The sequence below is a fragment of the Nesterenkonia sandarakina genome (assembly GCF_014138825.1).
Classification (GTDB): Bacteria; Actinomycetota; Actinomycetes; order Actinomycetales; family Micrococcaceae; genus Nesterenkonia; species Nesterenkonia sandarakina.
On record NZ_JACJIH010000001.1, the window covers coordinates 502,323 to 516,679 of the forward strand.

The 14,357-nt window shown below is 65.8% G+C and carries 10 protein-coding genes; 7 read left to right on the forward strand and 3 right to left on the reverse strand.

Features of this window, described 5'->3' with window-relative positions; genetic code table 11:
- Positions 1 to 114: 114 nt before the first annotated feature.
- From ileS to ndk, 4 genes are all read left to right on the forward strand, one after another.
- Positions 115 to 3,495 carry an isoleucine--tRNA ligase gene (gene ileS / locus HNR24_RS02360; protein ID WP_182494901.1) on the forward strand — a complete coding sequence of 1,127 codons (3,381 nt, stop codon included), beginning with the start codon at positions 115 to 117 and terminating at the stop codon, positions 3,493 to 3,495.
- Complete coding sequence (locus HNR24_RS02365) at positions 3,492 to 4,868, forward strand: bifunctional folylpolyglutamate synthase/dihydrofolate synthase (RefSeq protein ID WP_182494902.1); 1,377 nt, start codon at positions 3,492 to 3,494, stop codon at positions 4,866 to 4,868. The genes ileS and HNR24_RS02365 overlap by 4 nt, the downstream gene beginning before the upstream one ends.
- 81 nt (positions 4,869 to 4,949) lie before the next feature.
- Positions 4,950 to 5,429, forward strand: a complete 480-nt coding sequence (locus HNR24_RS02370; protein WP_058889048.1) for a DUF4233 domain-containing protein — start codon at positions 4,950 to 4,952, stop codon at positions 5,427 to 5,429.
- On the forward strand, positions 5,422 to 5,835 hold the full coding sequence (ndk, locus tag HNR24_RS02375; RefSeq protein ID WP_058889049.1) for a nucleoside-diphosphate kinase: 414 nt from the start codon (positions 5,422 to 5,424) through the stop codon (positions 5,833 to 5,835). Before HNR24_RS02370 ends, ndk begins: the two co-directional genes overlap by 8 nt.
- A 139-nt stretch (positions 5,836 to 5,974) precedes the next feature.
- Here ndk and HNR24_RS02380 read toward each other — a convergent pair whose 3' ends face one another.
- From HNR24_RS02380 to HNR24_RS02390, 3 genes are all read right to left on the reverse strand, one after another.
- Positions 5,975 to 6,988, reverse strand: coding sequence for an ABC transporter ATP-binding protein (locus HNR24_RS02380; RefSeq protein WP_182494903.1), 1,014 nt, complete (start codon positions 6,986 to 6,988; stop codon positions 5,975 to 5,977).
- Positions 6,985 to 7,923 carry an ABC transporter permease gene (locus HNR24_RS02385; RefSeq protein WP_182494904.1) on the reverse strand — a complete coding sequence of 313 codons (939 nt, stop codon included), beginning with the start codon at positions 7,921 to 7,923 and terminating at the stop codon, positions 6,985 to 6,987. Before HNR24_RS02385 ends, HNR24_RS02380 begins: the two co-directional genes overlap by 4 nt.
- A 154-nt stretch (positions 7,924 to 8,077) precedes the next feature.
- A complete protein-coding gene (locus HNR24_RS02390; protein WP_182494905.1) occupies positions 8,078 to 10,261 on the reverse strand; it encodes an acyltransferase family protein in 2,184 nt (727 codons plus the stop codon).
- Positions 10,262 to 10,500: 239 nt separating this feature from the next.
- Here HNR24_RS02390 and HNR24_RS02395 point away from each other — a divergent pair, with 239 nt between their 5' ends.
- From HNR24_RS02395 to HNR24_RS02405, 3 genes are all read left to right on the forward strand, one after another.
- Complete coding sequence (locus tag HNR24_RS02395) at positions 10,501 to 11,664, forward strand: ATP-grasp domain-containing protein (RefSeq protein WP_182494906.1); 1,164 nt, start codon at positions 10,501 to 10,503, stop codon at positions 11,662 to 11,664.
- A 45-nt stretch (positions 11,665 to 11,709) separates the two neighbouring features.
- On the forward strand, positions 11,710 to 12,858 hold the full coding sequence (locus tag HNR24_RS02400; protein ID WP_182494907.1) for a hypothetical protein: 1,149 nt from the start codon (positions 11,710 to 11,712) through the stop codon (positions 12,856 to 12,858).
- Between the two features lie 228 nt (positions 12,859 to 13,086).
- Positions 13,087 to 14,271, forward strand: coding sequence for an ATP-grasp fold amidoligase family protein (locus tag HNR24_RS02405; RefSeq protein WP_182494908.1), 1,185 nt, complete (start codon positions 13,087 to 13,089; stop codon positions 14,269 to 14,271).
- Positions 14,272 to 14,357 lie beyond the last annotated feature (86 nt).

A 14,357-nucleotide genomic window follows, 5' to 3' on the forward strand; every position in this document is an offset into this window, starting at 1 on the left:
TCGCTCGCGAGGCAGGGGAGTCCTCGGCAGGGCAAGCAAGGTGGTACCGCGCCCGGCAGGCGTCCTTGTGAGTGCGTCAGACCATTGCTCAGCACCACAGCAGGACGGATCTCCATGACCGAGAACAGCTCTCCCGTGTATCCCCGCGCATCAGCCGCCGAATCCGGCGCGCGCCGGATCCCCGCCTCACCGCGATTCCCGAAGATCGAAGAGCGGGTGCTGGCGCAGTGGGAGCAGGACGGCACGTTCCAGGCCTCCATCGAGAACCGCCCCACCGAAGACTCCTCCGGTGAGGCCAACGAGTTCGTCTTCTACGACGGACCTCCCTTCGCCAACGGTCTGCCGCACTACGGGCACCTGCTCACCGGCTACGTCAAGGACCTGGTGGCCCGCTACCAGACCCAGCGCGGCTCCCGGGTGGAGCGCCGCTTCGGCTGGGACACCCACGGGCTGCCCGCCGAGCTGACCGCCATGAAGGAGCTCGGCATGACGGACAAGGCCGAGATCGAGGCCTTCGGCGTGGACAAGTTCAACGACGCCTGCCGGGCTTCGGTGCTGAAGTACACCGGCGAGTGGGAGTCCTATGTGCACCGTCAGGCCCGCTGGGTGGACTTCGAGAACGACTATAAGACGCTCAACGTCGACTATATGGAATCGGTCATCTGGGCCTTCAAGCAGCTGCACGAGAAGGGCCTGACCTACCAGGGCTTCCGGGTGCTGCCCTACTGCTGGAAGGACGAGACCCCGCTGTCGAACCATGAGCTGCGCATGGACGACGAGGTCTATAAGGACCGCCAGGACCCTTCGGTCACGGTGGCCTTCCCGATCACCGGCGGTGGCGCCCACGGCGAGGCGCTCGCCGGGGTCAACCTGCTGGCCTGGACTACCACGCCCTGGACGCTTCCGACCAACTTCTCCGTGGCTGTCGGGCCTGAGGTGGAATACGTGGTCGTCCAGGCGCCGGCCGAGTCCGAGCTGCCCGGCCGGCACCTGATCGCCGCCGAGCTGCTCGGCGCCTACGCGAAAGATCTGGGCTTCAGCGACAGCGACACCGAAACCGACAGCGCCACCGAAACCGACAGCAAGGGCGACGACGCCGCCCCGACCACCGCCGCCGAGGCCGCAGCCGCCGCCGTCGTCGCCCGCTATCAGGGCACCGAGCTGGCCGGCATCGAATACGCACCGCTGTGGGACTACTACACCGACACCGAGACCTGGGGCACCGAGCATGCGTTCCAGGTGCTGGTGGAGGACTACGTGACCACCACCGACGGCACCGGTCTGGTCCACCAGGCCTCGGCCTATGGTGAAGAGGATCAGCGCTCCTCCGAGGAGGCCGGGATCCCGGTGATCCTCTCCGTGGACGAGGGAGCCCGGTTCCTGCCGATGTTCGCCCAGCCCACCCCGAGCGGTGCGAGCCCGCTGGCCGCGATCGCCGGTGTGCAGGTCTTCGAGGCCAACCGCACCATCATCAACGAGCTCAAGTCCTCCGGCCGGCTGGTCCGCGAGGCCTCGTATGTGCACTCCTACCCGCACTGCTGGCGCTGCCGCACCCCGCTGATCTACAAGGCGGTGACCTCCTGGTACGTGGCGGTCACCCAGGTCAAGGAGCGGATGCTCCAGCTCAACGAGCAGATCAACTGGATCCCGGGCAACGTCAAGCACGGCCAGTTCGGCAAATGGCTGGAGAACGCCCGCGACTGGTCGATCTCGCGCAACCGCTACTGGGGCAGCCCGCTTCCGGTCTGGGTCTCCGATGACCCGGAACACCCGCGCACCGAGGTCTACGGCTCGCTGGAGGAGCTCAAGCAGGCATTCGGGGACTACCCGCGCAACGCGGCAGGCGAGCCGGACCTGCACCGTCCCTGGATCGATGAGCTGACCCGGCCCAACCCGGATGACCCCACGGGGAAGTCCACCATGCGCCGGGTGGAGGACGTCCTGGATGTCTGGTTCGACTCCGGGTCGATGCAGTTCGCCCAGGTCCACTACCCGTTTGAGAACGCGGAGTGGTTCGCCGATCATCATCCGGCGGACTTCATCGTGGAGTACATCGGGCAGACCCGCGGCTGGTTCTACACCATGCACGTGCTGGCCACCGCGCTCTTCGACCGTCCGGCCTTCACCAACGTGATCAGCCATGGAATCGTGCTGGGCTCGGACGGGGCGAAGATGTCCAAGTCGCTGCAGAACTACCCGGATGTCTCCGAGGTGCTGGACCGCGACGGCTCCGACGCGATGCGCTGGTTCCTGATGTCTTCTCCGATCCTGCGCGGCGGGAACCTGGTGGTCACCGAGGAGGGCATCCGGGAGAGCGTGCGCCAGGTGCTGCTGCCGATGTGGAACGCCTGGCACTTCTTCGGTCTCTACGCCAACACCGCGAACGACGGCGCCGGCTACCAGGCGAAGGCCGTGGGCGCCGACGACGTCGCCAGCCCGCTGGACCGCTACATCCTGGCCGCCACGGGTGACCTGGTCCGCGAGGTCACCGCCTCGCTGGACGCCTACGACGTCTCCGCCGCCTGCGAGTCGCTGCGTCGGTTCTCCGACACACTGACCAACTGGTACATCCGGCGCTCCCGGGCGCGGTTCTACGCCGAGGACTTCGCCGCCTACGACGTGCTCTACACCGTGCTGGAGACCTTCGCCCGAGTCGCGGCCCCGCTGCTGCCGCTGATCAGCGAGGAGATCTGGCGCGGTCTGACCGGCGGCCGCTCGGTGCACCTGGCCGACTGGCCGAACCCGGAGGACTACCTGCGCGATGAGCGCGCCGTGGAGCTGATGGAGCTCACCCGGGTGGTCAGCTCCGCCGGGTCCTCGCTGCGCAAGCAGGCGAACCTGCGGGTGCGTCAGCCGCTGGCCAAGCTCAGCGTGGTCGTGCCTCAGGCCCTCGCGCTTGAAGGCACCTACCAGCAGATCATCGCCGATGAGCTGAACCTCAAGGAGGTCCAGCTGCTCGACGCGGAGCAGACCGAGGCCGCCGACTTCGGCATCGGCCAGCAGCTGGTGGTCAACGCCCGCGCCGTCGGGCCCCGGCTGGGCAAGCAGGTCCAGCAGGCCATCAAGGGTGCGAAGTCCGGTGACTGGTCGGTGGTCGACGGCGTGGTCACCGCCGGCGGGCTGGAACTCTTCGAGGGCGAATACACGCTGAGCACCACGGTCTCGGAGCAGCACGGGGAGAAGGCCGTCACGGTCTTGGACACCACGGGTGGATTCCTGGTGCTGGACACCGCGCTCAGTGAAGAGCTCATCGCTGAAGGCACCGCGCGGGACCTGATCCGCAGCATCCAGCAGGCCCGCAAGGACGCCGACCTTCAGGTCTCGGACCGGATCGAGACCACGGTCACCGCCTCTCCCGAGGTGGTGGCGGCGCTGGAGGCCCACCGGGATCTGGTCTGCGAGGAGACCCTCACAGTGGATCTGCACCCGGTGGCCTGCGAGACTGCCACCGAACCGAGCATCCATGTCTCCGTCGTCGAAGGAGCTCGAGCATGAGCGAGGATCTTGATCAGTTCTCAGTGGCCAGCGTCTACGCGGAGCTGCTCTCCCGGGCCCCGGAGAACAAGATGGAACCCCGGATGCAGCCCATGGTCGAGGCCATGGACCTGCTGGGGGAGCCGAACCGGACCGCCCCGGTCATCCACATCACCGGCACCAACGGCAAGACCTCCACGGCGCGGATGATCGAGGCCGGGCTCCTGGCCCACGATCTGCGCGTGGGACGCTACACCTCCCCACACCTGACCTCGGTGACCGAACGCATCTGCCTGGACGGGGACCCGGTGGACGACGCCACCTTCGTGCGGATCTGGGACGAGGTGCGCCCGTTCATCAGCATGGTCGACGCCTCGCTCGCCGAGCGCGATGAGGTGCCGCTGACCTACTTCGAATGCCTCACCATCCTGGCCTTCGCGGTCTTCGCCGATGCCCCGGTGGATGTGATGGTGCTCGAGGTGGGCCTCGGCGGCATCACCGACGCCACCAACGTGGCCGATGGTTCGGTCAGCGTGATCACCCCGATCAGCCTGGACCACACCGATCTGCTCGGCGACGACGAGCGTGACATCGCCCTGGAGAAGGCCGGGATCATCAAGACCGACGGGTTCCTGATCTCCGCCGCGCAGGTCCCGGGGGCGGCCGATGTGCTGCTCGCCGAGGCGCGCGCCAAAGGGGTGCCCTTCCGCTTCGAAGGCGTGGAGTTCGGCGTCGAATCCCGGGTCCCGGGGGTGGGCGGTCAACAGCTGACAGTCTCCGGGCTGGCCGGGCGCTACCCGGAGATCCTGCTGCCGCTGCACGGAGCCCACCAGGCGCAGAACTTCGCCGTGGCGGTGGCGGCTCTGGAGGCATTCATCGGAGGGGGAGACCAAGAGCTCAACATCGAGAACCTGCGTCTGGCCGCGGAGAACATCAGCGCGCCTGGCCGGTTGGAGACCCTGCGCACCGGCCCGAGCATCATCGTCGACGCCGCGCACAATCCCGCCGGGATCACCGCCAGCGCGCAGGCGCTGAAGGAGAGCTTCGGGCTCTCCCGGCTGGTCCTGGTGGTCGGGATCCTGCAGGACAAGGACGCCCGCGAGATGCTCACCGCGCTGTACAAGGAGTACGAGGGGCTGGTCGAGGACATCTGCTTCACGCAGTCCACCTCGCCGCGGGCGATCCCCGCCGGGGAGCTGGGCAGCCTGGCGCTCGACGTCGGCTACGCGGAGCAGGACATCTACGTCACCGAACGCCTCGACGACGCGATCGACTGGGCGGTCGGACGCGCCGACGAGGCGGATCCGGGGCTGATCGGCGGCGTGCTGATCACCGGATCCATCACCTTGGTGGGGGAGGCCCGCACGCTGCTGGGCGCTCCCGAGAGGACCTGATCCTGGTGCGGTGAGCAGCGCGACCGCACAGGGATGAGCACACGGCAGCACCCCAGCACGGAATCACGGCAGGAGCACAGGATGCCCAGACAGACCCGCGCACAGCGCGAATGGCGCCCCGGACAGGTCAAGCCACCCCGGTCGGTGAAGACGCTCTTCGCCTCCACCGTGCTGTGCCTGGAGGCGGTGCTGATGTTCTTCTTCAGCCTGATGGCCTGGGGGCTGAACCAGAACGAGTCCTACGCCTGGTGGCTCTTCGGCGGATCGCTGGCCCTGGCCGTCGTGCTGGTCCTCACCTGCGCCGTCCTGCAGCGCCCCGGCGGATACATTCTCGGCTGGGTGCTGCAGTTCCTGATGCTCTTCGGCTTCATCGCGGTGGCGCTGGTGACTGCTGAAGGTCTGATCGTGCCGCTGGCGGCGATCCCCGGCGTGGCCTTCATGGCCTGCTGGTGGTACGCGTTGAACAAGGGCGCCCAGCTCGATGATGAGAAGCTCGACAGATTCCGGGCCGAGGAGGCCCTGGCAGAGAACCCCACAAGTGAGGAGAACAAGAATGACTGAACGTACCCTGATCCTGGTCAAGCCCGACGGTGTTGCACGAGGACTGACCGGTGAGATCCTGCGGCGCGTCGAGGCCAAGGGCTACCGGGTCACCGCGCTGCAGCAGCTCAGCGCGAGCACCGAGCAGCTGGCGCAGCACTACGCCGAGCATGAGGGCAAGCCGTTCTACCAGCCGCTGGTGGACTTCATGCTCTCCGGCCCGGTGGTCGCGGCGGTCCTGGAGGGCGAGCGGGTCATCGAAGGCTTCCGCTCCCTGGCCGGCACCACCGAGCCGACGACGGCGGCGCCAGGCACCATCCGCGGAGACCTCGGCCGGGACTGGGGCGAGAAGGTGCAGAAGAACCTGGTCCACGGCTCGGACTCGGTGGAGTCCGCCGAGCGCGAGATCGGCATCTGGTTCGGTTGAACCTCATCAGTGGCTCATCAGGGCTGATCAGCCCAGCATGTGAGCTGAGACAGCAGCGGCGGTCCCGGGATGATGATCCCGGGGCCGTCGTTGTGCTGGGACCGCTGTTGTACTGGGCGCGGCGATGACTGCCGACCCGCTACTTCTTGGGCCGGGATCCCCCGGTGAAATCGATGGTCACCGGATCCAGCTGCAGTCGGGTGCGCTCGTAGACCACCTTGGCCGCGCGCATCCGCCCGTTGGACTTGTGCGAGGTGTACTCCTCGTACTGCTCGCAGACCCATTGCGGGTCCCCGTCGGCAAGCATCTCGCCCTGCTCGATCCAGATCACTCGGGTGCACATCTGCTTGATGGTGCCCAGGGAGTGTGAGACCAGGAAGACTGCGCCCGCGTTGGCGCGCACCTCATCCAGGCGCTGCTTGGTGCGCGCCCGGAACTGCGCGTCGCCGGTGTTCAGCGCCTCGTCGATCAGCAGGATGTCTGGGTCCACGGACGTCGCGATGGCGAACTGCAGGCGTGAGGACATGCCTGAGGAGTAGGTCTTCAGCGGCATCTCCAGGGCATCGGAGAGCCCGGAGATCTCGACGATCTGATCGTATTTCGCCGCGGTCTGCTCGGGGGAGAGCCCCATGGCCAGGCAGCCCAGGCGGATGTTCTCCCGCCCTGAGATCTCTTTGACCAGGGCCGCGTTGACCCCGAGCATGACCGGCGTGGAGGTCGCGTAGACCTCGCCGCTGGTGGGGCGGACCTTACCGGTGAGCAGCTTCATCAAGGTGGACTTGCCGGAGCCGTTGGTGCCGATCACGCCGACCGATTCACCCCGATTGACGATGAAGCTCAGGTTGGAGAGGGCGTGGACCTCGGCCCACCCGGACCCGGTGATCCGCTTGAGGCCGCGCGCGATGCGACCCCCGGAGTCTCGATTCCCCGAGGAAGAGCGCACTCGGTAGGTCATCGAGGCATCGTCGACCACCATGCACACGTTCTCGGGGTCGATCCTATGGACCACGGGGGCCGGCTGGGTGAAGGAGCGGTCGTCGCCGTCGTGAAGAGCCTGCTCGGCATCGTCGAACGCGATGGCGAGGTCTTCCGCGATCAGGTCAGACTCCGACGCGGGTTGCCGGGGCGAGACGCGAGATGTCGAGGTGCTCATCGTTCCTTCCCGTAGCTCTCTTCACCATGCCAGAAGATCAGGAACCCGATGAGCATGGAACCGGCCGCCCAGGAGCCCAGCACGATCCACCGGGAGGGATCGGCAGCGCCGTCGTAGAGCCAGGCATGGCGCAGGATGTCCAGGACGCAGAACAGCGGGTTCAGGCTCATCACGGTGTCCAGCCAGTTCACCCCGAGGTCGGAGTAGCGATCTGCGGAGAAGAAGACGGCGGAGGTGTAGAACAGGATCCGGGTGCTGAAGCTGATCAGATGCTTGATGTCGTTATGCGCGTTGACCGCGCGCGCCAGGGCCAGGGACCACCCCAGCATCACCATCAGGGCGAGCAGGATGCAGGGGAAGAAGAGCAGCCAGTGCCAGGTCAGGGTGATCGGCACCGCTTCAGCGTCGCCGAGCTGCATGTCTCCGATGGTCAGGACCAGAAGGGCCATCACGAAGAACATCGGGATGCTGGAGAAGAGCTCCCGGACCGTGGTGGAGATCACCAGGCATGCCCGGGGGAAGTTGAACGCCTGGACGACCTTCTGGTTCCCGGCGATGGCGTTCGCGCCGCCGGTGACGGCGGCGGTGAAGAAGCGGAAGGTGAACACGCCGATGATCAGGTAGCCGATGAAGTTGTCGATCCCGCGACCGGTCTGCAGGATCAGTCCGAAGACGAAGAAGTACGCGGTCCCGAAGAGGATCGGGTTCAGGATCATCCACACTCGGCCCAGCGAGTCGTAGCTGTTGGCGGAGGAGACCCGCGAGTGCGAGTCGTAGTACAGGAAATGCCGGAAGTCCCAGATCTCACGGATGTAGCGGAAGAGGCCGGGACGCGCGCCGACCCTAATCAGGTTGCTGCCATCAAGCTGGGCAACCCGTCGGGCCTCACCGGACTCGGGGGACTCATCGGCGCGCTCTAGAGCAGGTGCGGCCATGGTCATTTCCTTCCTGGTGCATCGATCCGGCGGGGATGCCGTCTCGCTTGCGCTGCCGGTCCTCCCTCGATCCGCAGGAGGCAGGGGAGGATGAATACCGGCTGAGCGCCTGCGAGTCTATCAGCGTCCATGGGTGCCACCGGGTGTCGTTCGGCTAGCTGGGCTGGGGTGTGAAGAGGTGTGGGAGCGATTCCTGCAGCGCCTGCTCCAGGTGCGGGACCATGGTCTCGACGTATTCGTTGGTCAGATGATGACTGTCCCGGTAGACCAGCACGTTGCCGATGATCGCCGAGCATTGTTCCTGGGGGCAGAAATGCTCCGTGAGGTCCATGCTGTAGGTGTTCTCCGGGAGGTCCAGCTGGCTCAGCGGGTCACGCTCTGCGTACTTCCCGAAGTCCGGGGCGCATGTGAGCTCGTCTCCGCCCTCTGCCAGGCAGTCCGGGATGTTGGCCTCTGCCCGCGGGGTCCCGCGCAGCAGAAGCAGGTCAGTCCCGGTCCGGGTGATCTCCTTCCAACGGTCCGGCGCGCCGTCATGGACTTCTTCTTCCCCATCCTCCCGGGGTATCGCCGTGCCAGGGGTGACCACCAGGTCAGGTGCGCGCGCCTGAAGCATCTCGGGGAACGCGTCGTTCCAGTCGTCGCAGGTCGAGGGCTGGGCCGGGTCGTTGGCGCGGAAGACACAGCCCCCCTTGGTGGACACGAGGACTTCCCAGTTGTGCCTCTCGGCCAGGATGATCCACGCGTTGTGCCAGTGCCCGGCATGGGAGCCGCCGGCGAGCACGATGGTCTTCTCAGGGTCGGTGGGGGAGGCGGCATCCTCGCAGACCAGCACCTCGCCGGAGCCTGGCTGATCGCCGGTGGGCTGATGACAGTCGGTCCGGGCGTACTCCGGGATGCGGTGCGATATTCCGCTGAGCTCGGGATAGAACTCGACGTCGCGGGTCGAGCTTTCAGCCTGGATGATGTCCGCGCCGGGGTAGAGCGCGCGGTCCACCCCCGCCATCGCCAAGCCGTCCTGCTGTGGGGCGGTAGTCATCTGCACATAGACCGTGGAGCCGACGCCGCCGATGACCAGTGTCCCGGCGGCCAGGCGCAGCGTCATGCGTCCGGCACGGCCCGGCTGGGCGCGGGCGGCAGTGGTCGGAACGCGGGCCAGGGGACGTTCCAGGAAGCGGAAGGTCAGCCACCCCAGCAGCAGCGAGGAGGCGAGCACCAGGACGGCATCTGGCAGGGTCAGGTCGGTGGTGCCTCGGAGTTCAAGTGTGAAGATCAGCAGCGGCCAGTGCCAGAGGAAGAGGCCGTAGGCGATGTCACCGAGTCTGGTGAACGGCGCCGTGGCCAGCAGACCGGCGGCGGTGCCGGGACCTTCTGGACTCTGGCGCCGAGGAGGGTGGTGTGCTGAAGCCGCCCCAGATGGATCCGGGTGGGGCAGTCCCTGGGCAGCGCCGCTGGGTGTCGCCGAGGCGAGGACCAGTGCCATCCCGGCCAGCGGCCACAGCGCCCAGGGGCCCGGGAAGAGCGCGGCGCCGTCCAGGGCGAAGCCGCAGCTGATGATCAGCACGAGGCCCAGCCAGCCAGCCGAGGTGCGCAGCCGGGGCGGGAGCGTGAGCCTGGCTCCAAGCAGGGCGAGCAGGCCGCCGAAACCGAGCTCCCAGATCCGGGTCTGGGTGAGCAGATACGCCTCCGCCTGGTTCTGCTGCTGCACCAGCACGGCGGTCGCGAAGGACGCCAGCATCAGCAGCCCGATCAGGGTCGCCATGGCGGCGGTGGGAGAGAGCCGGGATCGTCGGGCCAGGCCGACGGCGAGCAGCGCCACCACCGGCCAGATCAGGTAGAACTGCCCCTGGACGGAGAGGGACCAGAAATGCTGAAAGGGACTTGTCTCTGCCCCGGCCGCCTCGTAGGAGAGCTGGGAGCGGACCAGCTCGAAGTTCTCGAAGTAGAGCAACGAGGCTCGCGCCTCGGTGATGAGCTGGGCGTGCCGGGTCAGCGGCAGCACCAGCAGGCCCACGAGCGTGGTGGCCGCGATGACCAGGGCCGCAGGCGCCAGAATCCGCCTGGCAAGGCGTGAGAAGTAGCGCAGGAAGTCGATCGTGCCAGTGGTGCCGGCCTCGCGCAGCAGCATGGCGGTGAACAGGAAGCCCGAGACCGCCAGGAAGATGTCGATGCCCCCGGAGACCCGGCCAGCACCGAAGAGGTGGAACAGCACGACGCCGGCGATCGCGAGTCCGCGCAGCCCGTGCAGCTCGGGCCGGTAGCGACGCTCGGGGAGTGCGCCCAGGGCAGGCCGACTGGCCGTCGAGGCGCACTCATCCAAGGCGGGGGCTGGTTGAGGCATCGTGTCTGACCGTACCGGAAGGCTTTCTCGTCGGCGTGGAACCACGCCAGGTGAGATGACCTGCCCTCAGCGAGTCGGATGGGACTCACAGTCAGAGATTCGGATGACTTCCAGTTGGACGAATCATCGGACTAGGTAGAACCACCCAGACGAAACACCCTGTGTGTTCTAGGATATCCTCGCGCACCGTCTTCACATAGGGCCGTGATCGGCTGCGAAACCTCCAACGGACAGGCAGCATGAACCAGGAAACCGATGCCCAGGCTGACACTCCCGAATCCGTGAACGTGCAATTCGTCGAGCAGCACCTCAGGGACCGCTGGTTGAGGTTCAATGAGGGCGGCCAAGAGCTGTCTCACACCGACGCGATACTCGCCGCTGCATCCGCACGTGAATTGACCTTCCAGCGCACTGGGAAGAACGTGCTGATGTTCGACGGGGACCGGTGTGTCGGAGGAGTCATGGGGGCAACGCCGTCCATGAACAGCAGCTTCTCGCAGCTCGTCGCCTCTTCTAAGCTCCTGACGAAGAGCGTCCTGCGCCGTGCGGGGGTCCCTAGCCCGCCTGCGAGGCAGTTCACCGAGTCGGAGTGGACCCAGGCTTCGGACTACCTTCTGGCGCAGTCTGGTCGTCGACAGGTGGTGAAGCCATCAGATGGGCGGCAGGGACTTGGCATCACAACGGGCGTCAAAACGCAGGATCATCTGCTTCAAGCTTGGCCCCACGCCATGCAGGCGTCTCCGGCCGGGCGGGTGCTCATCGAGGCGGAGGTGCCGGGAGTGGACGTGCGGATTCTCGTCATCAGGGGTCGCGCCGAGGCGGCGGCCACAAGGATTCCACCGTTCGTCGTCGGTGATGGGCGCCATTCGATTCTGGAGCTGACCGAGGACCTGCGGGCGGCACGGATGAGTCATGTCTATCTCAAGGACAGGGTCGTCAAGGTCGATGGATCGTACCTTGAGCGTCATCAACTGGCTCCCGGGGATGTCCTGGGGGATGGAGAAGTCCAGTTCTTGAACGGGACTGCCAATCTGTCGCAGGGTGGCGTGTCGGTGGACCTCACAGACTCGATCCCCGCTGCAGTGATGTCGCTGGCGGAGTCCGCGTCGGCGTCGATACCGGGACTGAACTTTGCGGGGGTGGATATTCTCATGCCAGATCCGACTCAGGCACTGGGGGCGAGCGTGATCGAGGTCAATACCAGCCCGAATCTCCTGGTTCACGAGGCGCCCGCCTATGGTCAGCCACGAGGTGTCGCGCACACCGTCGTTCAGTCCATGATCGACTCAGGTCTTTCACAGGGCGAGCGGAATCTGCCGGAGACATCCGCGGTGGAATCCTCCCCCGCGAAGAGTCTTCTCTCGAGGATGTGGGCTGCACGAATCGCGCAACGGCGGCGTTGACCCCCTTCACGGATCACGGGCACTTGGGCACCTACCATGGAGACCATGCCCGAGCGAAGAACTGATGAGCGTACACTCTCATGGCCGAGCCGTGTGACACCGTCCGGCACTGACGGACACAGTCCGCTTGAGAAGGTCATCGCCGAAGACGTTCTCCCCAGGGTCGGTGCTCTCAACGCGCCCACTAAGATCCTGGCGACCTCGGGAATCTTTTGGGGCCCCTTGAAGAATCGCGGCGTGAGGGGTTCTATCGTCAGCGACGATCATCGCGTCTACATGCGCAACGGGAAGGTCATCGGTGGCAGGGACGCTGCCGGGACCTCACTCACCAGTGATCTGGGGGAGCGCATTCTGCTGACCAAAAGCGAAGCGAAGCAACATCTTCAGCGGGCGGGACTTCCGGTGCCACGAGGCCGAGTCTTTTCGCCCGACGATCTGGAGAGCGCGCAGGCATATGCCAGCTCTTCCTCCGGGCCCGTCGTGGTGAAGCCGAATGGACGAACGTCAGGTGAAGGCGTGGCTACCGGGCTCCGCAGTGAATCGATGGTCGCTGCGGCCTGGCGTTCGGCGACAGCGGCATCGATCCAAGCTGAACGGCCCCGCCCCTGGGATCCGGAGCCGCGGGACGAGGACCGAGTGGACCGCATCCTGGTCGAGGACGACGATGCCGGCCTGGCGCTCCGCGTCTTCGTGACGGGGGAGCAGGTCCTCGGTGCGGTGATTCGCCTTCCGATGTTCGTCGTAGGAGATGGGGATCGCTCCATCGGAGAACTTATCGCTGAACTCGTTGAGTGGAGGGCAAGTCACGCTTTCCTCAAGCGGATGACCCCGCGGGAGAAAGTCGTCGAGCGCCGCCTGGAACATTTGGGACTTGTGGCGGACGCCGTGCCCGGTGCTGGCGAGGTGTGCCGTGTCCAGGAAAGCCCCAACATTCACCTTGGAGGCCTGAGCCTCGATGTCACAGACAGGCTTCACCCGGCGCTCGCGGACTTGGCGATCGAGGCTCGCTGGGCGATACCCGGTGTGCTCGCAGCCGGGATCGATCTGTCGGTGCCCCGCATCTCATCTTCACGGGGTGTTGTCATCGGGGTCAACGAGCGCGCCAGCCAGCAGATTCATCTCTACCCTGCATTCGGATCACCGCGGAACGTGACCCATGGAATCATCGATCTCTTTGCACGGAGCCGCTCGTGAGAGTCTCAGCCTGCATCGGAACGAGACGTGAGCCTCGATCCGGTGGGCCGTTACGATGACTAGGGGTCTTACGCAACAAGTCCGGCCCAGGGGCTTGTCGTATCGCGTGCAATCGGTGGCAGACCTTGCGAGGTCATAAGGAGAGCTGAGGCAGATATTGTGAGATTGCGAAGACAGATTGCGCAACGGGTACCTGGTATCTCGTGGCGTGACCGCAAGCTGGACTTTTTGGAGAAGCGACTCGCCGAGGTGGAGACCGAGAAGCTGAAACTCTCCGGCGAGCTGCGGGCGGCCCGGAAGTTCGTCGAGACCAACGCTGAAGAACTCGACGTCGCTCGCTCTCAGGCAAGCCATCTGGCCGAAGAGCTGAAGAACAGTGCACAGCTGACAAGGAGCGAACGTCTGCGTCGTCGTGCCCCGTCATTCGAGGCGCTTCTGTCTGCCTACGCGGCGCAACACAGCGCGGCCCTGAAGTACGGCAATCGAGATCACAGTGCCATGGCGCAGATTCCGTATAAGCTCCGGAACTACTCGCTGGCGCAGAGTCACGGGGTGCGGACGCCCGAGGTCTACGGGGTCTGGAGAGCTGCGCGGGACGTCAGCCTGGCCCGGATCTCGGCGCAACGGATCGTTCTGAAGGGCGACGGCGGGCACAGCGCCCAGGGCGTCTTCCCACTGGAGCGGACCAGTGACGGTTGGCGCTCAATCGACGGCGGAATCCGGTTCACCGGTGATGAGCTTCCCCCTGAGATTCTCAAGCCGCTGGGCAAGGCTCGGGCGCCTTACTTTGCGGAGGAGTTCCTGGAGAGCCCCAGCGGATGGACCATCCCAGAAGACGTGAAGCTCTACTGTGCCTACGGAGAGGTTCTGCAGGTCTATGTGATGCGATCCTCGGACGACGGAAGCATGGAGAGGCAGAAGTTCTCAAGCCGATTCTTCGATGCAGAGGGTGCACCGTTCGGAGAGATCCGGAAAGGTCTCACGTACAACACTGCCATCGATGCTCCCAGCCAGCTTCCGGAGCTGGTGGCGGCGGCGCGTCACCTCTCTTGCGCTGTGGGGCTGCCCTTCATCCGCGTAGACATGTACGCCACGCACTCCGGACCTGTGCTGGGGGAGCTGACATCGATTCCCAGCGGTGGCAACCAGAGCTATTCTGCGGCTCACGACCAGCAGATGGGTCTCGCCTGGGTAGCGGGCATGGCGGCGCTCGAACGAGACCTCATGCTGGGGCGTCCCTTCGGGACGATCTACGGTGGACACGACTACACATGGCTATACCCGGAATCGCTCGACAACAGCAACATGCATCACGCTGACAACTGGACCAGACGTGAGGTGGGCTGCTCCGACTGGTGCGCCGTGGAACACCACGGTCGCAGCCCGGCCGGATCAACCGCTGATCGTGGTTGAGACCCAGGGGCCATGTCGATGTGTCGTGCAGGGCGACGTTATTCTTTGAGAGAATCCGTCGCCCGAAATCACGAGGCGCTTGGTCC